Source organism: Novosphingobium sp. ZW T3_23 (assembly GCF_044987305.1).
Lineage (GTDB): Bacteria > Pseudomonadota > Alphaproteobacteria > Sphingomonadales > Sphingomonadaceae > Novosphingobium.
In genome coordinates, this window is the sequence record NZ_JBJDRF010000034.1 from 25,855 (window position 1) to 52,682 (window position 26,828).

21 protein-coding genes are annotated in these 26,828 nt (G+C 65.2%); 14 read left to right on the top strand and 7 right to left on the bottom strand.

What is annotated here, in order from left to right; translation table 11 throughout:
• Positions 1-3: 3 nt before the first annotated feature.
• Positions 4-2,331, top strand: a complete 2,328-nt coding sequence (gene cofH, locus ACI3K3_RS16785) for a 5-amino-6-(D-ribitylamino)uracil--L-tyrosine 4-hydroxyphenyl transferase CofH (protein ID WP_404915677.1) — start codon at positions 4-6, stop codon at positions 2,329-2,331.
• 117 nt (positions 2,332-2,448) lie between these two features.
• On the opposite strand, the gene ACI3K3_RS16790 is transcribed toward cofH, so the two are convergent.
• The 3 genes from ACI3K3_RS16790 to ACI3K3_RS16800 form a co-directional block, all read right to left on the bottom strand.
• Positions 2,449-2,922, bottom strand: a complete 474-nt coding sequence (locus ACI3K3_RS16790; RefSeq protein ID WP_404915679.1) for a hypothetical protein — start codon at positions 2,920-2,922, stop codon at positions 2,449-2,451.
• 10 nt (positions 2,923-2,932) lie between these two features.
• The gene (locus tag ACI3K3_RS16795; protein ID WP_404915681.1) at positions 2,933-4,114 is read right to left on the bottom strand and encodes a sulfotransferase family protein; all 1,182 of its coding nucleotides are present in this window, start codon (positions 4,112-4,114) and stop codon (positions 2,933-2,935) included.
• A 115-nt stretch (positions 4,115-4,229) separates the two neighbouring features.
• Positions 4,230-5,153 (bottom strand): helix-turn-helix transcriptional regulator, encoded by a 924-nt coding sequence (locus ACI3K3_RS16800; RefSeq protein WP_404915683.1) that lies wholly within the window; start codon positions 5,151-5,153, stop codon positions 4,230-4,232.
• Positions 5,154-5,333: 180 nt separating this feature from the next.
• Here ACI3K3_RS16800 and ACI3K3_RS16805 point away from each other — a divergent pair, with 180 nt between their 5' ends.
• From ACI3K3_RS16805 to ACI3K3_RS16815, 3 genes are read left to right on the top strand one after another with little or no spacing between them, the layout of a single operon-like run.
• The gene (locus ACI3K3_RS16805; RefSeq protein WP_404915685.1) at positions 5,334-6,125 is read left to right on the top strand and encodes an SDR family NAD(P)-dependent oxidoreductase; all 792 of its coding nucleotides are present in this window, start codon (positions 5,334-5,336) and stop codon (positions 6,123-6,125) included.
• A gap of 19 nt (positions 6,126-6,144) precedes the next feature.
• Positions 6,145-7,152, top strand: a complete 1,008-nt coding sequence (locus ACI3K3_RS16810) for a zinc-binding dehydrogenase (protein WP_404915687.1) — start codon at positions 6,145-6,147, stop codon at positions 7,150-7,152.
• Between the two features lies 1 nt (position 7,153).
• Entirely contained in the window at positions 7,154-8,401 is a 1,248-nt protein-coding gene (locus tag ACI3K3_RS16815) for an MBL fold metallo-hydrolase (RefSeq protein ID WP_404915689.1), read from the top strand.
• A 192-nt stretch (positions 8,402-8,593) separates the two neighbouring features.
• Here the strand turns inward: ACI3K3_RS16815 and ACI3K3_RS16820 are convergent, their stop codons facing one another.
• A complete protein-coding gene (locus tag ACI3K3_RS16820; protein ID WP_404915691.1) occupies positions 8,594-9,553 on the bottom strand; it encodes a helix-turn-helix transcriptional regulator in 960 nt (319 codons plus the stop codon).
• 148 nt (positions 9,554-9,701) lie between these two features.
• On the opposite strand from ACI3K3_RS16820, the gene cysD reads away from it, so the two are divergent.
• The 10 genes from cysD to ACI3K3_RS16870 all read left to right on the top strand — a co-directional run bounded on the left by cysD (position 9,702) and on the right by ACI3K3_RS16870 (position 20,801).
• Positions 9,702-10,712, top strand: a complete 1,011-nt coding sequence (gene cysD, locus ACI3K3_RS16825) for a sulfate adenylyltransferase subunit CysD (RefSeq protein ID WP_404915693.1) — start codon at positions 9,702-9,704, stop codon at positions 10,710-10,712.
• Complete coding sequence (gene cysN, locus ACI3K3_RS16830) at positions 10,712-12,649, top strand: sulfate adenylyltransferase subunit CysN (protein WP_404915695.1); 1,938 nt, start codon at positions 10,712-10,714, stop codon at positions 12,647-12,649. Before cysD ends, cysN begins: the two co-directional genes overlap by 1 nt.
• The gene (locus ACI3K3_RS16835; protein WP_404915697.1) at positions 12,649-13,389 is read left to right on the top strand and encodes a 3'(2'),5'-bisphosphate nucleotidase CysQ; all 741 of its coding nucleotides are present in this window, start codon (positions 12,649-12,651) and stop codon (positions 13,387-13,389) included. The genes cysN and ACI3K3_RS16835 overlap by 1 nt, the downstream gene beginning before the upstream one ends.
• Before the next feature lie 73 nt (positions 13,390-13,462).
• Complete coding sequence (locus ACI3K3_RS16840; protein WP_404915699.1) at positions 13,463-14,131, top strand: TetR/AcrR family transcriptional regulator; 669 nt, start codon at positions 13,463-13,465, stop codon at positions 14,129-14,131.
• A 189-nt stretch (positions 14,132-14,320) separates the two neighbouring features.
• A complete protein-coding gene (locus ACI3K3_RS16845) occupies positions 14,321-15,304 on the top strand; it encodes an MDR family oxidoreductase (RefSeq protein ID WP_404915701.1) in 984 nt (327 codons plus the stop codon).
• Positions 15,305-15,373: 69 nt separating this feature from the next.
• Positions 15,374-17,074, top strand: coding sequence for a class I adenylate-forming enzyme family protein (locus tag ACI3K3_RS16850; protein ID WP_404915703.1), 1,701 nt, complete (start codon positions 15,374-15,376; stop codon positions 17,072-17,074).
• A gap of 30 nt (positions 17,075-17,104) precedes the next feature.
• Entirely contained in the window at positions 17,105-17,521 is a 417-nt protein-coding gene (locus ACI3K3_RS16855; RefSeq protein ID WP_404915705.1) for a nuclear transport factor 2 family protein, read from the top strand.
• A 130-nt stretch (positions 17,522-17,651) separates the two neighbouring features.
• Entirely contained in the window at positions 17,652-18,389 is a 738-nt protein-coding gene (locus ACI3K3_RS16860; RefSeq protein WP_404915707.1) for an SDR family oxidoreductase, read from the top strand.
• 47 nt (positions 18,390-18,436) lie between these two features.
• Positions 18,437-19,921, top strand: coding sequence for an aldehyde dehydrogenase family protein (locus ACI3K3_RS16865; protein WP_404915709.1), 1,485 nt, complete (start codon positions 18,437-18,439; stop codon positions 19,919-19,921).
• Between the two features lie 19 nt (positions 19,922-19,940).
• Positions 19,941-20,801, top strand: a complete 861-nt coding sequence (locus ACI3K3_RS16870; protein ID WP_404915711.1) for a TetR/AcrR family transcriptional regulator — start codon at positions 19,941-19,943, stop codon at positions 20,799-20,801.
• Between the two features lie 24 nt (positions 20,802-20,825).
• Here ACI3K3_RS16870 and ACI3K3_RS16875 read toward each other — a convergent pair whose 3' ends face one another.
• Genes ACI3K3_RS16875 through ACI3K3_RS16885 form a run of 3 tightly spaced genes read right to left on the bottom strand, consistent with a single transcriptional unit; the run spans position 20,826 to position 26,696 of the window.
• The gene (locus ACI3K3_RS16875) at positions 20,826-22,268 is read right to left on the bottom strand and encodes an efflux transporter outer membrane subunit (RefSeq protein ID WP_404915713.1); all 1,443 of its coding nucleotides are present in this window, start codon (positions 22,266-22,268) and stop codon (positions 20,826-20,828) included.
• Positions 22,265-25,465: a multidrug efflux RND transporter permease subunit gene (locus tag ACI3K3_RS16880; protein WP_404915715.1), complete on the bottom strand. Its 3,201-nt coding sequence runs from the start codon at positions 25,463-25,465 to the stop codon at positions 22,265-22,267. Before ACI3K3_RS16880 ends, ACI3K3_RS16875 begins: the two co-directional genes overlap by 4 nt.
• A 7-nt stretch (positions 25,466-25,472) precedes the next feature.
• Positions 25,473-26,696, bottom strand: coding sequence for an efflux RND transporter periplasmic adaptor subunit (locus ACI3K3_RS16885; protein ID WP_404915727.1), 1,224 nt, complete (start codon positions 26,694-26,696; stop codon positions 25,473-25,475).
• Between the last annotated feature and the right edge of the window lie 132 nt (positions 26,697-26,828).

Consider the following 26,828-nt stretch of genomic DNA (forward strand, 5'->3'; position numbering starts at 1 on the left):
CAGATGCAGGATGAGACCCGCCATTTGAAGGCATGGTTGCTGGCCGCTCCGCTGGAGGAGGTCACCGCTCTAGCAAGGGCCCGCCGCGCCGCGCGCGGAGGCGCTCTGAGCCCTGCGCGCATGACCTATTCGCCCAAGGTCTTCATCCCGCTCACGCGCCTTTGTACCGACGTTTGCCATTACTGCACTTTCGCCACGACGCCCTCGCGACTGGAAGCTCCTTACCTGACACTCGAACAGGTGCTGGAGATCGCGCGTGCGGGTGCTGCTGCGGGCTGCCGGGAGGCCCTGTTCACACTGGGCGATGCCCCTGAGCGCCGCTACGCCGCCGCGCGTGACTGGCTGGCGGAGCGCGGCTTCGCACGAACGGTCGACTACGTGCGTCACTGCGCGGAACGCGTGCTGGCGGAAACCGGGTTGCTGCCGCACATCAATGCCGGTGTGCTGGAAGAGGACGACTATCGCGCGCTCCGCCCCGTATCGGCCTCGGTGGGACTGATGCTGGAAAGCACTTCGGAGCGGCTGCTGGACAAGGGCATGTGCCATCATGGCTCTCCCGACAAGGCGCCTGCCTTGCGCCTGGCCTCGCTGGCGGCCGCCGGGCGGGCGCGGGTGCCGATGACGAGCGGGGTGCTGATCGGCATCGGCGAGACGGCGGATGAGCGGATGGACGCCCTGCTGGCCTTGCGCGATCTCCACCGCGAGCATGGGCATTTGCAGGAAGTGATCGTCCAGAACTTCTGTCCCAAGCCGGGCACGAAGATGGCCCGGGCGCCGGAAGCGAGCGAGGCGGATTTCCTGCGCGTGGTCGCGGCCGCGCGCATCCTGCTGCCGGACGAGGTTTCGGTTCAGGCGCCGCCCAATCTCAACGACGAACGTCTGGTCGAACTGATCGATGCGGGGATCGACGATTGGGGCGGCATTTCGCCGGTGACGCTCGATCACGTGAACCCGGAAGCGCCCTGGCCGGAAGTGGAACGCCTGCGCGCGATCTGTGCGGCCCAGGGCTTGCCGCTGGTGGAGCGGCTGACGGTATATCCGCGCTTCGTCACGGGGGCGGACCGATCATGGCTCGATCCCGCGATCCGGCCCTTCGTACTGCGTCATGCCGATGCAGAAGGACTCGCGCGCGATAGTCGGTGGAGCCCCGGCGTGGTCGATGCCGCGCCGGGCACTGTCCATGCGCCGCTGGGGCGCCGGGACAAGGGGCCGGTAGCGGCTTCGCTTCACCGCATTCTGGATCGCGCGGCAAGTGGGGCGACGCTGGGCGAGGACGAGATCGTCGCGCTGTTCGCCACGCGCGGCGCGGCGGCGCAGGCGGTGGTGGAGGCGGCGGACGCGCTGCGGGCGGAAGTCAGCGGCGATACAGTGACATACGTCGTCAACCGCAATATCAACTACACCAATATCTGCACCCACACCTGCTCCTTCTGCGCTTTTTCCAAGACCAGCAGCAAGGCGGGCTTTCGCGACAAGCCCTACAATCTGGACCTGTCCGAAGTCGCCGGGCGCGCGCGCGAGGCCGTGGAGCGGGGGGCTACCGAAGTCTGCCTGCAAGGCGGCATCCATCCAAGCTACACCGGTGAGACGTACCTTTCGATCCTGCGCGAGGTGAAGGAGGCCTGTCCCGGTCTTCACGTCCACGCCTTCTCACCGCTGGAAGTGAGCCAGGGCGCGCGGACGCTTGGCATGCCGGTGCGCGACTATCTGGCGATGCTCAGGGATGCCGGGCTCGGCTCGTTGCCCGGCACGGCGGCGGAAATCCTCTGCGACGACATTCGCACGCAGATTTGTCCGGACAAGCTGACGACCGAGGAATGGCTCGATGTCGTCGGCACCGCGCACCGCGTGGGCCTGCCGACGACATCGACGATCATGTTCGGTCACCTCGAAGGCATCGAGCACTGGGCGCGCCACCTGCTGGCATTGCGCAACCTTCAGCTCGATACCGGGGGCATTACCGAATTTGTGCCGCTGCCGCTCGTGCACATGGAAGCGCCGTTCTACCGGCGCGGGCATTGCCGCAAGGGACCGAGTTGGCGCGAGGCGGTGATGATGCACGCCGTGGCGCGACTTGCGCTGAACGGGGCGATCAATTCGATCCAGTGCTCCTGGGTGAAGCTGGGCATGGGCGGCGCGGCCGCAGTACTGGCGGCGGGCGCAAACGATCTCGGCGGCGTGCTGATGGACGAGAGCATAAGCCGCGCAGCCGGCGCGGCTCACGGCCAGGGCGTGACGATCGCCGAACTGCGGGAGGCCGCCGAAAGCGTCGGTCGCACGCTGAAGCAGCGCACCACGCTCTATGGCGAAGTGGTTCCCGAGCCGGCTTAAAGCTGCGCCGCAGGCATTTCCTAAACCCGAACTCGACATGAGCGCGGGACGTAGACTGCAAACGCAAGGCATACAGGTTCGGGGTGCAGGGGCGATGGCCCCTGCTTTTCCCTTTTCTTACATAGCCTTGATCTGCTGCCACATTGCGTCGGGCATCCAGGTATACTCGATGTAGTGCCCGAAAACCTTGCGCGCATCGAGGTAGAGGAACTTCAGCGCGCCCGGATCGTCCCCTTCTGGCCGCTCCATGGCGATCGGGAATTCTTGCGCATCCACTCGCTGGCGGAAGTCGGCCCAGTCATCGACGCCGAAGCAGATGTGGTGGAAGCGCAGCGGGCCTTCGCTCGAAGCGCAGTTGGCATAGATGCCGGCTTCGTCGATCTCGTTCTCGATCAGTTCGATCTGGAGTTCGCCGATCCAGATGAAGCAGATGCGACCCTTCTGGCGCTTGAGGCCCTGAGGGGTGAGCACTTGCTGGTCCACCGGGATGATCATCGGTTCGCGGGTCAGTCCGCGCCCGCGGAACAGGTCGATCCCGTCCTCCAGCTTGTCGCAGAGATAGGCGTTCTGGTAATGGCGACCTTCGAGCATTCCTACCTCCTCAACCTTCGCGGGCGACGTCGTAGCGCGAAAGATAGCGCTCAAAGAGCGGCTCCAGCTCCGCCTTCTCTATGCCGTACTGGGCCAGCTTGTATTCGTGCTTGCCGAACTTGTTCTGCGGGTTTTCGTCCACCCACTTCTGAATGCCGGCTTCGGCTTCGGCGGTCCATTCGTCGCCCAGTTGCCGGTAGACTTTCTTCATCGTGCCGATCGGATCGGAGGTCATGTCCGCATAGTGGACGTCGATCACCTTGTCCTCGCCGTGCTTGTCGCGGAAATCCATGATCCGGTTGGCGTGTTCGGCGGCCTGCCAGGTGTAGTTCTCCTTGAGCCAGGCCGTGTCCGGCTTGCCCATGTGGGCCATGTGGCTGAGCGAAATGATCGAGCAGAGCGATCCGGTAGCGGTGAAGGGATCGCGGTGCGTCCAGATCACGCGGGCATCGGGGTAGACCTTGAAGATCGTTTCCAGCCAGAGCGCATGGCTTGGCTTCTTGACGTTCCACACGCCGCCCGCGTTCTGCTGGAGCACCTGGAGAAACTTCTTGTGGTACTTATAGGCGCTGGTCATGTCGCAGGAGAAGATAAACTCCTTGTATTCCGGCAGCTTGCCCTTGGAATCGATCATCAGCGTCTTGAAGTCGTGCGCCATGAAAAACACGCATTCGTTGGGGTAGACGGCGGAGCCGCGATAATACTTGCCCATCGACGGATTGGCTTCCAGCATCGCCTTTTCCTGCGCCAGACGGGCCTGTGCGCGCGGATCGGTGGTGAGCAGATCCTTCGAGGCGACCGGCGGCACCGGATCGTCGATTTCCCAGGTCAACGGCGAGCGGCGCGCCGGATCGGCAGCGAGCAGGTTGGACAGCAGTGTCGTGCCGGTGCGCGGCACACCCATCACGAAGACCGGACGCTCGACCGGGCGGCTGAGCAGTTCCGGATTCTGGCGCAGGTAGTCCGAAATCTTCAGGCGGCCGCGCAGATAGTGAAGCGTGTCGCTGGCGGTGCGGGCGATGCCGCCCTCGGTGTATTGGCCGCGCGCGATTCCGGCGTTGAAGTCGTTGATCAGGACATCGAAGCCTTCGCGCCAGGTGTCGTTGTCGAAGGCGTCTACGCCCGTGTCCTTCATCGCCTGTTCTACGAGAGCGTCGCCGACGAGCTTGTCCGCCGTGAGTTGCTCGGCCATTCGCGTGATCCTCTTTCCGTGGTTCGAAAGCGGGCCGCTCGGGCGGCCTCATGGACACGAGATAGCCAGCGCACGGTGGCGCTTGGCAATGCGACTGGCGCTTGAGATCGGGCCGTTATGTAGAATGCAGGCCAAGACCCGCTTGCGGCGAGGCCTCGCGCATCGACGACAGCGCGCGACCCTGTCGCTGGCGGAACGTGCTGGGGCTGGCACCCACCGCGCGGCGGAATGCGAAAGTGAAGCTGGAGGGCGAAGCGAAGCCCATGGCGAAGGCGATCGTCTTCACGCTGTCTCCCTCCATCAGCAGGCGCTTGGCGGCTTCCATGCGGCGTTGTTCTATATAGTCGCCGATCGAACAGGCGCGGCTGACCCGGAAACCCCGCGTGAGCTGTCGCACCGAAAGCCCGCAGAGATCGGCCAGTTCCTTTAGGCCGGGCGCGGTCAGGTTTCCGGCCAGGCGTTCCTCGATCAGGCGCAGCCGCCAGCCGGACAGGCCGCCGGTCATCGGTCGCTCCGAGACTTCCAGGCCGTAGCGGCCCAGTTCGATGGCCAGTTCGCCGCCCAGCAGTTCCAGCATCCGCTGCGAAGCCAGGCCGGGATGGCGCACTTCGGCGGTGATGCGGAAAAGCAGGGCGCGGACCTGGGCGCTGCCGATGTCGAGCGCGGCGGCGAGGTGCGCGTCGTCCCAAGGCAGGTCGCGACCGAGGAGATCATGCACCAGTGCGGAGTCGATCGTGCAGACGAGCGATGCCTGCCGCCCGCTGCCGCCCCGGATGTAAAGCGATTCGCCTGGCGGAATCGCGAAGATGTCTCCCAGGCGTTCGAATCGGTGCGGCCCCCAGCGGTCGCGATAGCCGCCGCGCGATTGCAGCGGGCGCGGGGTCAGGCACATGTTGACGTGATAGTCCTGACCCACGGCATGGTGGGAATCGGTTGGCGAGGGGATGTCGAAACGCACGATTTCGGCATGGATTCCGGGAGCGGACAGGGCCGCGTCCACCATCATCGTCGGCAGCGGGGTGGCCGTGCTGGCAGGCATTTCTCGTTCTCCCGGAAGCTTCGGGGCGTTTCCGGGTCTATGGCCCGAATTCGTGTCCCTGATGCTTGGATAGGGCCTGATTTCTATGCCTCCGACGCTTGCGGGGCAAGCGCTGGCCGGGAAACATCGCGCCAACGAAAGTGCTGGCGAAACGCCGGCGATGGGATTGAGGAGAGAATGATGGCCAAGGGCCTTTTCGACTGCACTGGCAAGGTGACGGTGGTGACCGGCGGTAACGGCGGCATCGGCTTCGGCTTCGCCATGGGCGTCGCCAGGATGGGAGGCGATCTGGCGATCTGGGCCCGCAATGCCGAGAAGAGCGCGAAGGCCAAGGCCGAACTGGAAGCGGCCGGCGCGGGCAAGGTGATCGCCTATCAGGTGGACGTATCCGAAGAGGCGAACATTGCCGATGGCTACGCGCAAGTGATGGCCGATTTCGGCCGGGTGGACTGCGTGTTCGCCAACTCCGGCGCCAGCCCACGCTTTAACTCGGCGTTCGAGATGCCGACCGAGCATTGGCACGAATTCCAGAAGACCGCGCTGGACGGCGCCTTCTTCACCTTGCGCGAAGGGGCGCGGCTGATGAAGGAGCGGGTCGAGGCCGGGGACGAAAGCGGCGGCAGCCTGGTCGCCTGCGGCTCGCTCTCGCTGTTTCAGGGGCTTCCCGGCAAGATGGAATATGCGGCATCGAAGGCCGCAGTCGCGGCGGCGATCCGTTGCCTCGCGATCGAACTGGCGCCGCTCGGCATCCGCGCCAACGTGGTCGCGCCGGGTCTGGTCATCACGCCGATGATGGGCGAGGGCGCCCGCGCCGAGGCCGTCGCCGCGCACTTCGCCCCGACGATCCCGATGAAGCGCACCGGCTATCCGGCAGATTTCGAGGGCATCGGCGCCTATCTGTGCTCTGACGCGAGTTCGTTCATGACCGGCGAGACCGTCACCATCGACGGTGGCTACATGGTTCGGCCCTGAGCCGGGAGGGAGAGAGGCGATGGAACTGCTCAAGATCCACGGGCAAGGCGATGTGCGCCTCGATGCCTATGACCGCCCGGCCGCGGGGCCGAAGGACGTGGTGGTCCGGATGAAGTCGGTCGGCATCTGCGGGTCTGACCTGTCCTACATCAAGATGGGCGGCATTCCGCCGGGTGTGGAAACCGCGCTGGGCCATGAAGGGGCGGGCGAGGTGATGGAAGTGGGCGCGGAGGTTTCCGGCATTGCCGTTGGCGATGCGGTGATCGTCAATCCGATGATGACGCCCAGCAACATCGGCTCGGGCGGCCCGGAAGGCGCCTTCACGCAGGAATTGCTGGTGCGCGAGGCGCGCCTCGGCGATTCCATCCTGCCGATCCCCGCAGGGATTTCCTATGACGTCGCCGCCATGTGCGAGCCGCTGGCGGTCGCCATGCATGGCGTAAATCGCGCCGATGTGAAGCCGGGCGACAAAGTCGTGGTGTTCGGCTGCGGGCCGATCGGGTTGGGGATGCTGCTCTGGCTGATCGATCGCGGCGTTACCGATGTCGTCGCGCTCGATCTGTCGGAGGAGCGGCTGGAGCGGGCGCGGGCGCTGGGCGTTCGCGCGGCGCTCGATCCCAGCAGGATCGATCTTCGCGCGGAATTGGCGAAGCTGCATGGCGAAGTGCCCAGCTATGGGCGCGTGGGCGTCGGCACCGATGCCTTCATCGACGCGGCGGGCGCGCCGAACATCCTGTCCGATGTGATCATGATGGCCAAGCTCCATGCGAAGCTGGTCATCACGGCGGCCTATATGCGGCCCATCGAGTTTCCCGTCGGGCGCATGCTCACCAGCGAGATGACCATCACCACAGCGGTTGGCTATCCCACCGAAATGCCCGAAGTCGTGGCTGCCATGCCGCGCCTGAAGGACAGGATCGCGCCGATGATCAGCCACAAGCTGCCGTTCAGCGAGGTGATGAAGGGGCTGGAAATCGCGGCGACGCCGCAATCGGCCAAAGTCATGATCTGTTTCGAGGAGGCCTGAAATGAGTGAAGTGAAGGAAGCGACGCCGAAGCTGGCCGGTCTCGTCCGCTCGGGCGACGAGCAGGCCGAAGCCATCGCCATCACCGATTTCGTGTTCCAGGCGAACGATATCTCGAACGCCTACCTGGTGACCACCGCCGAGGGTGACGTCATGGTCAACACCGGCTTCATGGACAATGTGGAGCGGACGAAACGATTGCTGGCGCCGCATCGCACCGGCCCACTGGCCTTCATCCTGCTTACGCAGAGCCATGCCGATCACTATGGCGGCGTGCCGGAGTTCGTGGAGGACGGCACGCAGGTCATCGGCGGACCGGGCTTCAACGAGGCGCTGGGCGACATGATGCGGCTACAGCCGTTTTTCGGCCCGAGAAGCGGCAAGCTCTGGGGATCGACGCTGAAGCGCGGCGGAACGCCGAAGCCTGCGCCGAACGTCGAGCCGGACATTCTCGTGGATCGCAAGCTGACCATCGAACTGGGCGGCCGGACTTTCGAAGCGATCTCCACGCCGGAAGGCGAGACGATCGACGCGCTGACGGTCTGGATGCCCAGGGAGAAGATCGCCTTTACCGGCAATGTCTTCGGGCCGGTGTGGCTGTCGATGCCGTTCCTCAACACGCTGCGCGGGGACAAGCCGCGCCTGGTTCGCCATTACCTGAAGTCGCTGGAAACGATCCGCGCGCTCGGCGCCGAGATCGTCGTCACCGGCCACGGCGAGGCCATTCGCGGCGCCGACCGCATCCGTGCCGACCTCGGCAGGATGCATGCCGCCGTCAGCCATGTGCGCGACTATACGCTGGACGGTATGAACGCGGGTAAGGACGTGCACACCCTGATGCGCGAATTCGCCTGGCCCGATGGCATGGAGATCGGCGAATTCCACGGCAAGGCGGCCTGGGCGGTCAAGTCGATCTGGCGGGAGTATTCGGGCTGGCTTCACTATGAAGACGGCACTATCGCGCTCTATGGCGTGCCGCGCTCCAGCATCGACGGCGATCTCGTCGAACTGGCGGGCGGCGCGGCAAGGCTGGCGCAGCGGGCGGGGGCTAAGCTGGAGGCGGGGGCTCCGCTGGAAGCCGTGCATCTGACCGACATCGCCCTGAGTGCCGAGCCGGACAATGCAGAGGCGCTCACTGTGCGCAAGGCCGCGCATGAGGCGCTGTTGGCGGCCTCAGGGGGCAGGAACCTGTCCGAAACGATGTGGCTGCGCTCGGAGATCGCGGCGATGGAGGCCAAGCTGGGCGATTGATTGCGGGCACGCTGCGCATCGCGCATTCGGCACGCCTCACGCGCACGTCATCCTGAACTTGGTTCAGGATCCATTTCTCGTCTCGCGCCGTCCGGTGATGGGCAAGATGGATCCTGAAACGAGTTCAGGATGACGGTGTGTGGGATCGGCAGGGCAGGGTCGCAGAAGGCATGCCCTTGACCGGATGGAGTACTACCCCATCACCGCGCTGCTCTCATACACCAGCTTGACCAGCTCCGCCTGTCCGCGCACGCCCAGCTTGGCGTAGAGGCGTTTCGAGTAGTTGCGCGCGGTCTCCAGCGTCAGTCCCATCCGCCCGGCCGCCTCGGCAATGGAATGACCTTCCGCTAGCGCCATCGCCACTTCGGCTTCGCGCCGCGGCAGGTTGAAGACTTCGGCCAGCCGTTCGGCGCTATCCCCGGAATGAGGGCGCGGCAAAGTGCAGAGTGCCATGAGCGCCGGAGCGGCGAGTGCCTCGGTAGCTTCGGCCGGCATCAGCAGAGCCTCGACATGAGGGTCGCTGCGCAGCAGCACGGGTCGCGCGGGCAGGGTCCGGTCTTGCACCATCTCGGCGGCGGCGGTCGCCAGTTTGCGTTCGGCGGCGAGATCGAGGCCCAGCACGCGCTCGCCGGGGCGCAGGGCCGCGCCGCAGTGCGTCTGCCAGAAATGCGAGAGCGCCGGGTCGGCCGCGATCACACGCGCCTCGGCGTCGATCAGCATCCAGCCCTTGCCGGTACGCTCCAGCCCCATGGCATTGATCCGCGCCGAAAGGCGGTCGCGGTCCATCGCAACGAGGTTCTCCACCGCGATCGCGACATAGGGCGCCAGGCTCGACAGCAACGCACTATCGGAAGCGGAGCATTCGCGCGCACGCGCCATCAGCAGCCAGGCGCTATAGCGTTCGCCACCCGCGATCCGCACGACCCGCTCATCGCCGATGCCGAGTTGCGCCATCCTGCGGTTGCGATCGGCGCGGGCGACCGGATCGTGATCGATCATCTCGCCGATCGAATAGACCCGCCCCGGACGCAGGCTGTCGTAGAGATAGCGATCGAGGTCGAACGGCCCCTGAAGCCGCGATTCGTGCGCGCGTTGCCTGATGTCGATTCCGGCGTAGCTATCGACGATTGCGGCATGAGGTCCATCGCCCATGCGAAGGATTAGGCTGACGTAATCGGCTTGCGTGCGTCGGCGCAATCTTTCCAGAAATGTCGAGAAACGCGGATTTTCGCCGCTTCCTTGAAAGAGCGGGATCAGGAGATCGGTCTCATCGTTGCTCGTGAGGGGCATACCCTCCCATATGGGAGGTTCGCGGGATTGTCATCCCTGCGATTCGGATCGGGCGAACCGAATACTCCGTTCCAAGGAACCCAGCCAACGGGCACGCGCCCCGGCAGAGGATGACCCGATGAAAACACTCACGCACCTGGAGCGTCTCGAAGCCGAGAGCATCCACATCATTCGCGAAGTCGTTGCCGAGGCCGAAAAGCCCGTGATGCTTTACTCGGTGGGCAAGGATAGCGCGGTGATGCTGCATCTCGCCCGCAAGGCCTTCTATCCCTCGCCGCCGCCGTTCCCGCTGCTCCACGTCGATACGACGTGGAAGTTCAAGGCGATGTACGAGCTGCGCGACAAGATGGCGCGCGAGAGCGGCATGGAGCTGCTGGTCTACCAGAACCCGGAAGCGGCCGAGAAGGGCATCAACCCGTTCGATCACGGCGCGCTCCACACCGACATGTGGAAGACGGAAGGCCTGAAGCAGGCGCTCGACAAGTTCGGCTTCGACGCGGCCTTCGGCGGCGCCCGCCGCGACGAGGAGAAGAGCCGGGCCAAGGAGCGCATCTTCTCGTTCCGCACCTCCTCGCATGGCTGGGATCCCAAGAACCAGCGCCCGGAACTGTGGAACCTCTACAATGCCCGCAAGGCGCGCGGGGAATCGATCCGGGTCTTCCCGATCTCGAACTGGACCGAGCTGGACATCTGGCAGTACATCCACCTCAACGACATTCCGATCGTGCCGCTCTATTTCGCGGACAAGCGCCCCACCGTGGAGCGCGACGGCATGCTGCTGATGGTCGATGACGAACGCTTCCCGCTCCAGCCCGGCGAGGTTCCCGTCGAACGCTCGATCCGCTTCCGCACGCTAGGCTGCTACCCGCTGACCGGCGCGGTGGAGAGCGAGGCGAAGACGCTTCCCGAAGTGATCCAGGAAACGCTCCTCACCACCACTTCGGAACGGCAGGGCCGTGCCATCGACAAGGACGCCGGCGGTGCCGGCATGGAAGTCAAGAAGCAGCAGGGGTACTTCTGATGGCCGATATCGAAACCAAAGAAGCCGTCTACGTCACCGACCAGCTGATCGCCGACGACATCGACGCCTATCTCGTCCAGCACGAGCATAAGACGATGCTGCGCTTCATCACCTGCGGCAGCGTCGATGACGGCAAGTCCACCTTGATCGGTCGCTTGCTCTACGATTCGAAGATGATCTTCGAGGACCAGCTGGACGCGCTCCAGTCGGACTCGAAGAAGGTCGGCACGCAGGGTCAAGAAATCGACTTCGCGCTGCTGGTCGATGGCCTCGCCGCAGAGCGCGAGCAGGGCATCACCATCGACGTGGCCTATCGCTTCTTCAACACCGAGAAGCGCAAGTTCATCGTCGCCGATTGCCCGGGTCACGAACAGTACACCCGCAACATGGTGACCGGCGCCTCCACCGCCGACCTTGCGGTGATCCTGATCGATGCGCGCAAGGGCGTGCTGGTGCAGACGCGCCGCCATTCGTACTTGTGCCACCTGATCGGCATCAAGAACATCGTCCTCGCCGTCAACAAGATGGACCTGGTGGACTACAGCCAGGAAGTCTTCGACAAGATCGTCGAGGAATATGGCGAGTTCGCACGCGAAATCGGCATCGAAAGCTTCACCGCCCTGCCGATCTCCGGCTTCAAGGGCGACAACATCACCACGCTCTCGGACAAGACCCCGTGGTACAAGGCGCCGCAGTACGCGGGCATCACACTGGTGGAGCATCTGCAAACGGTGGAGGTTCTCTCCTCGGTGGACGCGGACAAGCCGTTCCGTTTGCCGGTGCAGTGGGTGAACCGTCCGAACCTCGATTTCCGTGGCTTCTCGGGCCTGATCGCCACTGGCTCGGTCAGGGCGGGAGACAAGATCCGCGTTCTGCCCTCGGGCAAGACCAGCACGATCACCCGCGTCGTCACCTATGACGGCGACCTGGAAGAAGCGGTCGCGGGCCAGTCGGTCACCGTCTGCTTTGCCGACGAGATCGACTGTTCGCGAGGGTCCGTGATCTCGATCGCGGACAATCCGCCGCAGACCGCCGACCAGTTCGAGGCGACCTTCGTGTGGATGGCGGACGAGGCCATGGTGCCCGGCCGTGCCTACTGGCTGAAGGTCGGCACGCAGATGGTTTCGGCGACGGTTCAGGAGCCGAAGTACGAAGTCAACGTCAACACGATGGAGAAGCTGGCGGCCAAGACGCTGGAGCTGAACTCGATCGGCGTGGCGGAACTCACCACCGACAAGCAGATCGTGTTCGAGGCCTATGCCGACAACCGCACGCTGGGCGGCTTCATCCTGATCGACAAGATGACCAATGCCACGGTGGCGGCGGGCATGATCCACTTCTCGCTGCGCCGTTCGCAAAACGTGCACTGGCAGGCCGTGGACATCGACCGCAAGCAGCACGCAGGCCTCAAGAACCAGCGCCCGGCGGTGCTGTGGTTCACCGGCCTGTCGGGCTCCGGCAAGTCGACCATCGCCAACTTGGTCGAGAAGAAGCTGCACCGGATGAACCGGCACACCTTCCTGCTCGACGGCGACAACGTGCGTCACGGGCTCAACAAGGACCTGGGCTTCACCGAGGCCGACCGCATCGAGAACATCCGCCGCGTGGGCGAAGTCTCGAAGCTGATGACCGACGCGGGCCTGATCGTGATCACCGCCTTCATCTCGCCGTTCCAGGCGGACCGCGAGATGGTGCGCTCGATGCTGCCGGAAGGCGAGTTCTTCGAGGTGTTCATCGACACGCCGCTGAAGGTGGCCGAGGCGCGCGACGTCAAGGGCCTCTACAAGAAGGCGCGCTCGGGCGAGCTCAAGAACTTCACCGGTATCGACAGCCCTTACGAAGCGCCGCGCAATCCGGAAATCCGCATCGATACCACGGCGATCTCGCCGGAAGATGCGGCCAACCTGATCGTCGACACTCTGCTGGGAGATGCGTGATGACTATCGCTAACGACGGCGATCTGGCCGCGCATCTGGCCGAAGTGGCGGGCAAGATCCTGCTCGACGTGCGGGCTTCCGGCCTGTTCTCGGGCAAGTCGCTGGGCAAAGCGGGGGATCAGACCGCCAACCAGTTCCTTTGCCATGCCCTCCGTGAGCAGCGGCCCGAGGACGGGCTGCTCTCCGAAGAGGAGAAGGACAATGCCGAACGGCTCGCCAAGGAGCGGGTGTGGATCGTCGATCCGGTGGACGGCACCCGCGAATATGGCGAGGAGCGCGCTGACTGGGCAGTCCATGTGGGCATGGCGGTGGATGGAGCTCCGGTGCTGGGTGCCGTGGCGCTGCCGGGTGCAGGCGTGGTCCTGCGCTCCGACCAGCCGGGCGAGATTCCTCCCGCGCCGGAAAAGCTGCGCATGGTCGTCAGCCGCACGCGTCCCGCCAAGGAAGCGACCGGCGTGGCCGAAGAGATCGGCGCCGAACTGGTGCCGATGGGATCGGCCGGAGCCAAGGCCATGGCGATCCTGCGCGGAGAGGCGGATATCTACCTCCACTCTGGCGGCCAATACGAATGGGACAGCTGCGCTCCTGCTGCCGTCGCGCAAGGCTGGGGTCTCCACGTCTCGCGCATCGACGGCAGCCCGCTGGTCTACAATCGGGAAGACGTCTATATGCCGGACCTGCTGATCTGCCGAAAAGAGCACGCCGAACTGGTGCTCGAAAAGGTCAAAGCTTTCCTTTGAGGACAAGCTAATCAACATTGTCGATTAGTAGGCACGTCGCTATGCTCGCCCTTTGATGAAGAGAGGGGCGAGCATGGAGGCGAAAACACGGCGCAGGACACGCGATCCTGTCGCCACGCGTGTCGTCATCCTTGATGCGGCGGCCAACCTTCTGGCCAAGGACGGGCCGGAGGGCGTCAGCCTCTCGGCCGTGGCCCATCTCGCCGCCGTCAATCGCGGCACGGCCTACCAGCATTTCGAAACCCGCGAAAAGCTGATCGAGGCGACTATCCAGTGGGTTTCCGACAAGCTGTTCCATGCCGTTTTCGGCGATCCCGAGACCGTGGGCGAGCGCCGCGTCGAGGAAGTCGACGTCGTTGCCCTGACCGAGCGTCTGTGCGACTTCGCGATGGAAAATCCGGACATCTGCCGCGTCTGGCTCCAGCAGGTATTGGCCTCGCCGGACCCGTCGCAGGATCCGTTCTGGCGCGAATATTGCGGCTCGCTGGGCCGTTTCGCGGGAACCGAGCTGGCGGAGCCGGGCATCGACTTCGAGGTCTACTCGGTGATGAACCTAGCCGGCGTGTTCTTCTGGCCCATCCTCGCCCGCGCCCATGCCGCCGACGAGGGCCAGCGGCGGGAACTGTCGCGTCGCTATTCGCGCGAGATCCTGCGGCTTTCGATGTACGGAACCATGCGCGCCAAGGCCTTTCCGAAAGTGGCGGACCTGCTGGCGGCCCACGGCGTTTCGCCAGGCGGTTGACGCCCCTTACGAATACGCCGGTTGACGCCCCTACGAATACGCCGGTTGATACCCCACCCATGATGCCGCTTCGCCTAGGCGATGGCATGGGGTGGCGGCATTGACGGCGCGGCGCATATTCCCTTTCAACGAAGGCCTGCATCGTCGGGCCTGAACGAGGCCGCGAGGGAATACGCCAGGGAGTATGCCATGTTTTCCGCTATCGTGATCGACAAGAGCGATGAGGGCCAGACGGTCACTCTCCAGCAGCTTGACGCAAGCGCTCTGCCCGAAGGCGATGTCGCCGTGGACGTGGCATTCTCGACGCTGAACTTCAAGGACGGCCTGGCCGTCACCGGGGCTTCTCCGGTCGTGCGCAAGTTCCCGATGGTGCCTGGGATCGACCTCGTCGGCACCGTCACCGAAAGCAGCCATGCAGACTGGAAGGCGGGAGATACCGTCGTGCTCAACGGCTGGGGCGTGGGCGAGGGGCACTGGGGCGGCCTGTCGCAGAAGGCCAGGCTCAAGGGGGACTGGCTGGTGCCGCTGCCTTCGGCTTTCACGCCCAAGCAGGCCATGGCGATCGGCACGGCGGGCTACACCGCCGCCCTTTGCGTCGATGCGCTGGTGGACTGGTGCGTGACCCCGGATCAGGGCGAAATTCTGGTGACGGGCGCCACCGGCGGCGTCGGTTCGGTCGCCATCGCGATCCTCAAGAAGCTGGGCTACTCGGTCGCCGCGCTCACCGGCAAGCCGGGTGAGGCGGATTACCTGAAGACGCTGGGCGCGGAAACGATCATCGACCGCGCCGAACTCGCCGAGAAGGGCAAGCCGCTCCAGAAGGAGCGCTGGGCCGGGGTCGTCGATACCGCCGGCAGCCACACCCTGGCCAATGCCATCGCGCAGACGAAGTACGGCGGCGCAGTTGCCGCCTGCGGGCTGGCGCAGGGCTTCGACCTGCCTTCGACCGTCATGCCCTTCATCCTGCGCGGCGTTTCGCTGCTCGGCATAGACAGCGTCATGGCCCCCAAGGCCAAGCGCCTGAAGGCCTGGGACCGTCTCGCTAGGGATCTCGACCCGGCAGCGCTGGAAACCATCGGCCAGACCATCGGCCTGGGCGAGGCGATCGAGGCTGCGCGCAAGTTCATGTCCGGCGAGGTCACCGGCCGTTACATCGTCGACGTGAACGCCTGATGCAGCCGGCGCGGCGGGCGGTTTGAGGGAGCCGTCCGCTGCGGTAGGGCTTCGATGGGAGAGGAAGGCATGGTCGAGGTTACCGAGGGCTTGTCCATCGTGCGCGGCATCCCGCTGGCGGAAGAGCAGGGCATCGGCCCGCTGACGCTCGGCGGTTTCGTACGCGAGGTCACGCGCCGCCATGGCCCCGCCGAAGCGGCGGTGATCCATTTGGGCGACCGGGTCGAGCGATGGACTTACGACGATCTGTGGGCGCGCTCGATAGAGGTCGCCCGCGCGCTGCTTGCGTGCGGCGTCGGCAAGGGCACCCGCGTCGGCGTGCTGGCGACGAACCGCCTTGAATTTCTTTCCGGCGTTTTCGGCACGGCCCTGGCAGGCGGCGTGGCCATGACGATGAGCACGTTCTCCACGCCTGCCGAACTGGAAACCGTGTTGCAGATGGGCGGCTGTTCGGTGCTGCTGCTGGAACGCCGGGTGCTCAAGAAGGACTTCGCGGAAATCCTCGTCGATCTCGAACCGCAGATCGCGAGCGCAAAACCGGGCGAAGTCGCTTCCACGAAATTCCCGTTCCTGCGCCATCTCGCCCTGATCGACAGCGATGAAGGCCTCGGCGCGATCGAGGGCTGGAGCACGTTCCTTGCCCGTGGGAACGACGTCGATCCGGCTCTGGTCGATGCGGCGGCTGCATCGGTGCAGCCGAGCGACCCCGGCGTGCTGTTCTTTTCTTCGGGATCGACCGGCAAGGCGAAGGGCATTGTCTCCGCGCATCGCGGCGTCTGTCTCCAGCTCTGGCGCTGGCCGCAGTGGTACGATGTGAAGGTTCCGCCGCGCACCTGGTCGGCCAACGGCTTCTTCTGGTCGGGCAATTTCTCGATGGCGCTGGGCGGCACGCTCGGCTCGGGTGGTTCGCTGGTGCTTCAGCGCTGGTTCGACGCGGAAGAGGCTTTGTCGCTTATGGCCGCGGAGAAAGCGTCGATGATGCTGGCCTGGCCGCACCAGTGGGCGCAGCTGATGGCGGCCTCCAACTACGAGACGGTCGATCTTTCGGCGATGCATTACATCGACGCGGCCACGCCATGCGCGCAGCATCCCACGATCGATACAGACTGGCGCGAACCGGCGCAGGCTTTCGGGAACACGGAAACCTTCACCCTGATCTCGGTCTTCGCCTCCGGCACGCCTGCCGAGATCGCGGGCAAGTCGCATGGTGCACCGACGGCGGGCTCCACGATCAAGATCGTCGATCCGCTCACCGGGGCGACGATGGCCTTGGGCGAGCGCGGCGAGATCGCGGTGAAGGGCCCGACGCTGATGCTCGGCTATCTCGGGGTGCCGCTGGACGAGACGCTCGACGGGGAGGGATTCCTGCGAACGGCGGACGGCGGTTACCTGGACGAGGCAGGCCGCCTGTTCTGGGAAGGACGCCTCAACGACATCATCAAGACCGGGGGCGCCAATGTCTCTCCCCTCGAGATCGACGACGTGATCCGTGCCCATCCCGAGGTGAAGATGGTGCAGACGGTGGGCGTGCCGGACGATCTGCTGGGTGAACTGGTGGTATCCTGCGTGGTGCCGATCGATGGCACGCGGCCGGAAGCGGGATCGATCCGCGATTTCGCCAAGCAGAGGCTCGCCAGCTACAAAGTGCCGCGCCGGGTACTGTTCGTCGCCGAAAGCGATCTCAAGACCACGGGCAGCGCCAAGATCAAGACCGCCGACTTGCGAAAGCTCGCTGCCGAGAGACTGGAAGCGGAAACGACGTCCGGCTGACAAGTCCGGCTGATAAGGGAGCAATGGCGCATGTCGCAGACATTCGATTTCGCCGACTGGCTGGAGATCTGCAATCTCAAGGCCCGCTATTGCCGGCTCCTCGATACCAAGGATTGGGACGGCTGGACAGCGCTGTTCACCGAGGACTGTGAGATCGACACGCGGCCTGCCGGGGGAACGCTGGAGACGGGGCGGGACGATTTCGTATCGATGGTCCGCCGCTCTCTTGCGGAAGCGAAAACCGTCCATCAGGTCCATTCGCCGGAAATAACCATCGATGGCGATATCGGCGAAGCGGTCTGGGCCATGCAAGACCGGGTCGTGAAAGACGAATTTTCGCTGACGGGCTATGGCCATTATCATGAGACCTATCGCCGCTCTGCCGACGGCTGGAAAATCGCTCGGCAGAAGCTCTCGCGCCTGATCGTGGACATCGCGAGAACCTGAGCGAGCACCGCCCGGGCGGTTATCGCGATCCATCGTTCCCGCGATAGGCAGCGGGTTGTGCAAGAGCTACAGTCCGGGAAATCGTGTCGGCAAGCATCGGCACTGGGAAGCCCAAAAAACGGGAGGATGCGTGGGTAAGACGATCGTGATCACGGGGGCGGGTGCGGGTCTCGGCCGGGCTCTGGCCAGGCGCTTCGCCAGTGAGGGAGAGACCGTGATCCTCCTGGGGCGCACGCTGTCCAAGGTGGAGGAAGCCGCCAGGGAAATCGGCGGCTCGGCCATGGCGGTGGAATGTGACGTCGCTTCCGCCGATTCCGTGCGCAAGGCTTTCGCCACCGTCGCCGAAACCTATCCGAAGATCGATGTGCTGATCAACAACGCCGCGATCTACGAGCCTTTCACGGTGGCCGAGGCTACGGACGCCCAGATCGACGATATTATCGCCACCAACCTCAACGGGCCGATCTACTGCTGCCGCGCGGCGATCCCGATGATGGAAAAGGGCGGCCAGATCATCAACGTGGGCAGCGAATCCATCGCCGTGCCGTTCGTCATGCTCTCGCTCTACCAGACCACCAAGGCCGGACTGGAGCGCTTTACCGAGGCGCTGGTCGAGGAACTGGAGCCCGCCGGAATTCGCGTGACCACCGTGCGCGCCGGGCCGATGTACGAACCGGGCAAGACCGCGCCCGGCTGGGATCAGGATGCAGCAATGCGTTTCCATGGGGGCTGCGCCGCCAAGGGCATCGACTTGCGTACGCGGCCGATTTCCCAAACCGAAAACGTCACCGGCGTGTTCCGCTCGGTGCTCGACCTGCCACCCGATGTGCGCGTGCTTCACGTCTCGGTCGGGGCGCGCCGCCCGTGAGCGCTTCAGACCTCGTGCAAGAACCCGTTTCCGCCAAGGATCAGACGATGACCACTCTTCCCGAAGCCAAGCTCTACATCGACGGCCAACTGCGCGGCGCCAGCAACGGCGCCACGTTCGACGTGATCAGCCCCTGGACCGGAGAGCCGGTAGGCAAGGCCGCCGATGCCACCGCCGATGACGTCAATACCGCCATCGCCGCCGCCCGCCGGGCCTTCGACGAGACCGACTGGTCCACCAACATCGAAAAGCGCGTGGCGCTGGTAAACAAGTACCGCGCGTTGTTCGAGGCTGCTCGCCCGCGTCTGGCCGAACTGGCCATGCACGAGGCGGGTGCCGCGCAGGGCGCGGTGAACCGTGCCCATGTCGACATGGCGCTGGACGGCTGGGACGATTACATGCGCGTCTTCGACCAGCTGGAGTGGGAAAAGGATTACGGCGAGAAGCCGGCCTTCGGTATGATCCACAAGCGGGTCGGCGTGCGCGAGGCGGTCGGCGTGGTCGGGGCGATCACGCCGTGGAACGTCCCGCTCTATGTCAATATCGGCAAGATGGTCGCGGCCTTGCTCGCAGGCTGCACCGTGATCCTCAAGCCCGCGCCGGATACCCCCGGCATGGGCGCGATCTTCGGCGAACTGGCCAGCGAAGCCGGGTTCCCCGATGGCGTCATCAACGTAGTGTTCGGCGCCGATCCGGCGCTGGCGGGTGAAATGCTCGTCACCGATCCGCGCGTGGATCTCATCTCGTTCACCGGGTCGACCGGTGTCGGCAAGCGCATCATGGAGCAGGGCGCAGCGACGCTGAAGCGCGTGTTCCTCGAACTCGGCGGAAAATCGGCCAAGATCGTGCTCGACGATGCACCGAACTTCGCCATGGAAGTGGGCATGGCGATGCTGGTGTTCCACGCCGGGCAAGGCTGCGCCGTACAGTCGCGCCTTTTGGTCCCCCGGAGCCGTTACGAGGAGGCCAAGGCCATTCTCAAGGGTGCCTACGGCAATTTCGGTGACAACTGGGGCGATATCGCCAATCCCGCGCATATCATGGGGCCGGTGATCTCGAAGCGTCAGATGGAGCGCGTGAAGAGCTACATCGATCTGGGCCAGGAAGAAGGCGCCACGCTGCTTGCCGGAGGCCAGATCCGTCCCGACAAGGGCGGCGGCTATTTTGTGGAGCCGACCTGCTTCACGGACGTTACCAACGACATGCGCATTGCCCAGGAGGAAATCTTCGGCCCGGTCCTGGTGGTCATTCCCTATGAGGACGACGAGGATGCGGTGCGGATTGCCAACCAGAGCTCCTATGGCCTATCGGGCGGAGTCAGCTCGGGTGATCTGAACCGGGCCATCAATATCGCCAAGCGCGTGCGCACCGGGTCGATGAGCGTCAACAACGGCATGTGCATCGCCGGCGACATTCCGTTCGGTGGCTACAAGGCGAGCGGCATGGGCCGTGAGTGGGGTGTCGAAGGCATTGAAGAGTTCACCGACGTCAAGATCCTCGCCTGGCCGGTCGGTCAGGTCGAAGCGGCCTGACGGCAAGCGGCACGCGGAAGTGGGGGCACCGCCCGAGGCGCCTGGGCCGGGATCGACCGAACCGCCTGCGAACGCGGCGCCTCCCTCTGGCCAGCCTGATCCGGCATTGCCGGAGCAGGCTGGGCCGCCGGGTGAGTTTACGACGACCGAGGGCGGACAGGACGGCAGTCCTTCCGCCTACGCGGCCCAGCTGGCGGCAGCCGTAACGGGCGCGGGCGCGGGGATCAGTCACAATCTCCACGGGCAGAGGCTGGGCCGGAAGGGCCGAATAACCCGCGAACGCATTCTCGCGGCAGCGATCGAGCTTGTAGAGAATACCGATGAGCCGGTCACACTGGGGGCCGTGGCGCGCTCGGTAGGGCTCGGCATGACCTCGCTCTACAATTACTTCACCGACTTCACCGAACTGCTGCTGGCCATTCTGGAGCCCGTCATGGGCACGGCCCAGGACGAGTATTTTGCTCTGGTAAGAGAATACTGGTCGGACGAGGAACTTGCCACCCGCGCCATGGCCTTCGTGCGGTCATACCACGAATTCTGGGCCCGCCATACGGGACTGCTGCACTTGCGCAACTCGATGGCGGACCAGTTCGATGTGCGCATCATGCATCAGCGCGTCAATTCGACGCGTCCGCTGATCGGGCTGTTCGTGGCGCAGATGGATCGACGGGGAGTCCTTGGCGACACTGCGGTTATGATGGCCACCACGCTCATGACCGGTATCGAGCGTTCGATCACCCTGGCCACCGACCGCAGGTTGCGACGGATACTGGGCACCTTGCCCGGACGCCGCGAGGAAAGCCTGCTGGAAGTCAATGCCCGGCTCATCGAACTGGCAATCCGCGATACGCGCGACCGTGCTGCGCAAGCCGCCGAGTAGCGCGAAGGCTTCCTTACTTCAGGCCTATGGGACTTGCGGCTGGGTGGCCTGATCTCCGCCGAGCACGCGATACAACGTGATCCGGTTACCCGCCGCAGAGAGGCGCACGGAGATTTCCTGCTGCCGGGCGCTGTAGAGGCTGCGTTGCGCGTCCAGGTTCTCGAGCGAACTGGTGATGCCCTGGCGGTAGCTGGCCTCGGTCAGCCGCGCGGTATCGGTGGCCGCTTCGGTGAACCTTGAGGCTGCCCGCAGGCGCTCGGCCAGCGTTCCCTGGTCGGCCAGGGCGTCGGCCACCTCGCGGAACGCGGTCTGGATCGCCTTCTCGTAAGTCGCCAGCGCGGCATCGCGTTGCGCTTTGGCGACCTCGACATTGGCGGTCCTTCCGCCGGCATTGAAGATCGACCAGCTTGCGGCGGCCGTGCCGGTGGCGGAGAAGGCGCCCTTGTCGAACAGGGCGGACAAGGCATTGCTGGCGACACCAAGCAGCCCGGTCAGCGAGATCGACGGGAAAAGCTGGGCACGCGCCGTGCCGATATCGGCATTGGCGGCACGCAGGGAATATTCGGCTTCCACCACGTCCGGACGGCGCAGCAGAACCTGAGAACTCGTGCCTGCCGGAAGCACGGCCAGCGAGCGATTGACCTCGTCCAGATTGGCCGGAAGCAGGGCTTCATCGAAATCGGCGCCGACCAGCAGGCGTACCGCGTTGACGTCCTGCGCCAATGCGGTGGTCTGTGAAGCGACGTCGCCCCGCGCGGTTTCGAGCACCTGCTCGGCCTGTCGCAAGTCCGTACGCGGCGCGATTCCGCCCTTCAGCCGAGCGCCGGTGAGGGTGACGCTGCGCTCTGCATTGGCGGCGGTTGCCTGCGCTATCTCCAGAAGCTCCCTGTCCGCCGCATAAGTCGCCCAAGCCTGGGCCAGATCGGCGACGAGGCCAAGCCGCACCGTGCGGGCGGCCGCCTCCGTGGAGAGCGCCGTGTTGCGCTGGGCCTCGGTGGCGCTGGCGTACTTGCCGAAGAAGTCGAGTTCGAAGCTCGAAATGCCGCCTTGCAGCGAATAGGAGGAGCGATCGCCGGTCAGGCTTCCGGTCGTGCCGCCGGCAGCCGTTCCATTCGCCTCGGTACGACTGGCGGAGCCGCTCACGCCGATTGCGGGGAACTGGTTGGCGCGGACCACGCGCACTTGCGCGCGGGCGGCGGCGAGGTTCGCGGCGGCGACGCGCACGTCGCGGTTGTTGGTGAGCGCCTGTTCGACCAGCGACTGAAGCCGAGGATCCTGGAAAATCTCCGTATAGGAAACCAAGGGCAGCGTCGCCTCGCTCTGGGCGAGGTAGGCGTCTCCGACTGGCCATGACGCCGCAACCGGCGGCGCGGGGGTGACGTACTTTGGCGCCATCGAGCATGCACCGAGCGCCAGCGCGGAGATCGAGGCAAGCGCGGCGCCGGGCAGCCATCGCGAACGGATCATGCGGCGTCTCCCTTTCGTGCGCGGCGTTGCTGAACATGGCGACGGACCGAAGCAAGGCCGTCGCGGACGCCCCGCCTGACGAGCACGAAGAACAGCGGGATGAAGAAGATGGCCAGCAGCGTCGCGGTCAGCATGCCGCCGACCACCGCCGTGCCGATGGCGATGCGGCTGTTGGCGCCCGCGCCGCTGGCGATGGCGAGCGGCACCACGCCGAAGATGAACGCGAAGCTGGTCATCAGGATCGGACGCAGACGGATGCGGGCGGCTTCAAGGGCGGCCTCGATCACGCGCTTGCCCTGGCGTTCGGCCTGTTCGGCGAACTCGATCATGAGAATGGCGTTCTTGGCGGCGAGGCCCATGGTCGTGAGCAGGCCGATCTGGAGGTAGACGTCGTTTTCCAGGCCGCGCAGCGTCACCGCCATGATCGCGCCCAGCAGGCCGAGCGGGATCACCAGGATGACCGCGACGGGGATCGACCAGCTTTCGTAAAGTGCGGCCAGGCATAGGAACACCACCAGCAGCGACAGTGCATAGAGCAGGGGTCCCTGGCCGGAGGAAAGCCGCTCCTGATAGGATGAGCCGGCCCAGGCCACTGCGGTTCCGGACACCTGGCTGGCCAGTTCCTCCATCACGTCCATCGCCGTGCCCGAGCTTACGCCCGGTGCCGGGCTGCCCGAGAATTCGTAGGCCTGGAGGCCGTTGAAGCGCGAGGAGCTGCTGGGCGCGGTGGACCAGCTGATGTTCGAGAAGGCGGAATAGGGCACCATCTGGCCGCTCGTGCCGCGTACGAACCAGTTGGCGAGGTCTTCGGGGCGCGAACGGAACTGTGCGTCGCCCTGGACGAAGACGCGCTTGACGCGGCCCTTGTCGAGGAAGTCGTTGACGTAAGTGCCGCCCCAGGCGGTTTGCAGCGTGGAGTTCGCGCTGGCGGCGGTCACGCCGTAAGTCGTCAGCGCGCGGGTATTGGTGTTGATCTTCAGCGTCGAGACGTCGGGAAGGTCGCTCAGGCGCACATTGGTCAGGCGGTCGTCGGCCATCGCCTTGGCCAGCACTTCGTCACGGGCCTTCTGGAAGTCCGCCCGGCTCATGCCGCTGCGGTTCTGAAGCTCCATGGTGAAGCCGGAGGACGAGCCGAGGCCGCGAATGGCGCCGGGGACCAGAGTGAACACCTGGGCATCGCGCAAGCCGCGCAGGGCGCCATTGGCGCGCTGGACGATGGCTTCCGCGCTGTTCTCGGAGCCGGGGCGCTGTTCCCAATCGACCAGGGTGATGAAGGCCTGGCCGCTGTTCTGCCCGGATGCGCCCATGCCGCCGCCCGCGAGGGTGAACATGCTGGCGACGTTCCCCTTCTCGTAAGTCTCGAAGTATTTCTCCACCGCGCGCTGCACTTCCTCGGTGCGGCTGCGGGGTGAGCCTGCGGGGAGGCGCCACTGCACCATGATCGTGCCCTGGTCCTCGTTGGGGAGGAAGCCGGTGGGCAGGCGCTGGAACAGCATCAGCGTGGCGACGCAGGCAATGAGGAACAGCACCAGCCAGCGCCACTTATGCTCGATGACGCGCTCCACGCGGTGCGCGTAGGCGTTCGTCATCCGCTCGAAGCCGCGGTTGAAGCGGGTGTGGAACCATTCCCAGCCTCGCGCGAGCCAGGGCAGGCGGCGCTCGATCCAGGTAGGCGTTTCCTCGCCTTCCAGCGTCTTGGGCTTGAGCAGCGTGGCGGTGAGTGCCGGGCTGAGGATCAGCGCGACGAACACCGAAAGCACCATGGCGACGACGATCGTCAGCGAGAACTGGCGGTAGATCACGCCGGTCGATCCGCCGAAGAAGGCCATCGGCAGGAACACCGCCGAGAGCACCAGGGCAATGGCGACGAGCGCGGTCTGGATTTCCTCCATCGACTTGATGGTGGCTTCGCGCGGGGACATGCCCGGATTTTCTTCGAGCAATCGCTCGACGTTCTCGACGACGACGATGGCGTCGTCCACCAGCAGGCCGATGGCCAGCACCAGTCCGAACAGGGTCAGCGTGTTGATCGAGAATCCGGCGATGTAGAACACCGCGAAAGTGCCCAGCAGCACGACCGGCACGGCGATGGCCGGGATCAGCGTGGCGCGCCAGCTTTGCAGGAACACGAACATGACGATGACGACCAGCACGATCGCCTCGAACAGCGCCTTTTCGACTTCCGCGACCGAGAGCTTGATGAACGAGGTGGTATCGTTGCCGTAGATGTAGCCAAGCCCGTCAGGCATGCCCTGGGCCAGCGTGCTCATTTCCGCCTTCACCAATTCGGCGGTCGCCAGTGCGTCGGCACCGGGGGAGAGCGAGATGGAGATGCCGGCGCCGGGGTGCCCGTTGATGCGGCTGACGGTGTTGTAGTTCTCGGCGCCGATTTCGACGCGGCCGACATCGGCGATCGTCACCACCGAGCCATCGGCGTTGGTCTTGAGGACGATGTCGCGGAACTGCTGCGCGGTCTGGAGGCGCGTGCCGGCGGTGACGATCGCGTCGATCGCCTGGTCCTTGGGTGCGGGCAGGCCGCCGATCTCGCCGGCGGCAACTTCGGTGTTCTGGGCGGTGATCGCCGAAGTCACGTCGCTGGGCATCAGCGCCACGGCGGCCAGCTTGGTGGGGTCGAGCCAGATGCGCATGGCGTGGGGCGCGCCGAAGACGTTGACGTCGCCCACGCCCTCCACGCGCGAGAGGGGATCCTGGATGTTCGACGTCAGGTAGTCGGACACGTCCTGGTTGGAGCGGCTGTCGGTCTCGTCATAGACCGCGACCAGCAGGAGCTGGTCGGGGTTGGACTTGGTGACGGTGACGCCCTGGCTCTGCACGGCCTGAGGCAGGCGGGAGAGGGCCGACTGGACCTTGTTCTGGACCTGGACCTGCGCGATGTCGGGATCCGTGCCCTTGGCGAAGATCACGCTGATCGTCGCCTGGCCACGGTTGGAGGATTGCGAGCTGAAATAGAGCAGGCCGTCGATGCCGGTGAGCTGCTGCTCGATCACCTGGGTGACGCTGTTCTCGATCGTTTCGGCCGACGCGCCGTTGTAGGTGGCGCGGATGTTGACCTGGGCCGGGGCGATGTCCGGGTATTGTTCGTTGGGCAGGAACGCCAAGGCGCCGAGGCCCGCCAGCATGACGATGATGGCGAGAACCCAGGCGAAGATCGGCCGGTCGATGAATATGCGTGACATGGGCGGTTCAGCGACCCTTGGCGGCGGGACGCGCGCCTTCGCCTTCGGCAGGCTTGCCGGAGGGCGGTGCCACCGTCTGCGCGGTGGAGGCGGCTACCGGCTTGATCTGGGCGCCCTGCTTGAGGCCGTTCAAACCCTGGACGATGACCTTGTCGCCCTTCTGGAGACCGGCGGTGACGACGGCATTCACGCCCTGGGACCGTTCGGCGGAAACCTTGCGGCGTGCCGCCTTGTTGTCGGCGCCGACCACCATGACATAGGCCGAACCGTCGAAATCGCGTTGAACCGCGTTCTGCGGCACCAGGAAGGCATTGGGATCGGTGGCCTGGTCGAACACTGAGGAAACGAACATGCCCGGCAGCAGCAGGCCATCCGGGTTGGGGAAGCGGGCGCGCAGCGTGACGGTGCCGGTGTCCTGGTCGACCGTGACTTCCGAGAACTGCACCGTTCCGGTCAGCGCATATTGCGAACCGTCGTCGAACTTGAGGTGAACCTCGGTGCTGCCCGGATTGACGCCGCCGGCTGCAAGCTTGCGGCGCAGCGCGGTGAGGTCGGCGGCGGACTGCTGCATGTCGACGAAGATCGGATCCATCCGCTGGATGATCGCGAGCGGATCGGTTTGCGTGGCGCTGGCCAAGGCGCCCACGGTAGACAGCGAGCGTCCGATCCGGCCGCTGATCGGGGCGGGCACGGTGGTGAAGCGCAAGTTGATTTTCGCGGTATCCAGCGTCGCCGCGTTCTGGGCGATCGATGCCTTGGCGGACCGCGCGGTGGCGAGCGCGTCGATATAGTCCTGCCGGGCCACGGCCTCCATGTCGGCCAGCGGCTTGTAGCGCTGGGCCTTGGCGGAAGCGGCTTCGGCGGTGGCGCGGGCGCTGGCGAGGTCGGCCGAGGCCTGGTTCACGGCGGCGCGATAGAGGCTGGGGTCGATCTGGTAGAGCGGCTGACCGGCCTGCACGATCGCGCCTTCGGTGAAGAGGCGCTTGACGATGACGCCGGTGACCTGCGGGCGCACCTGGCTGCTCTCGAACGCCACGGTGCGGCCGCTCAGGGTGACGGCCACGGGAACCGACGCGGGTTCCACGACGACGAAGCCCACCTCGGGCGCGCCACGCTTGTCGTCCTTCTTCTCACCTGTGGAGCAGCCCGCGAGCAGGCCCGCGCAGACCAGCGTCAGGCCGGCCTGACGCAGAAGAGGGTAAGCCGTTGTCGCAGAAGACGTGATTTTCAAGTCGCACACCGTCAAAAAGTCCAGTCGGCGCTGCTATTCAGCCAATTGTTGCTGCCCGCAAGACGGGTTTTCGCAAGTGCGACAATTTGCGACCAAAAACGATGATTCTGATGCTTTTTGCTACTGACCTAT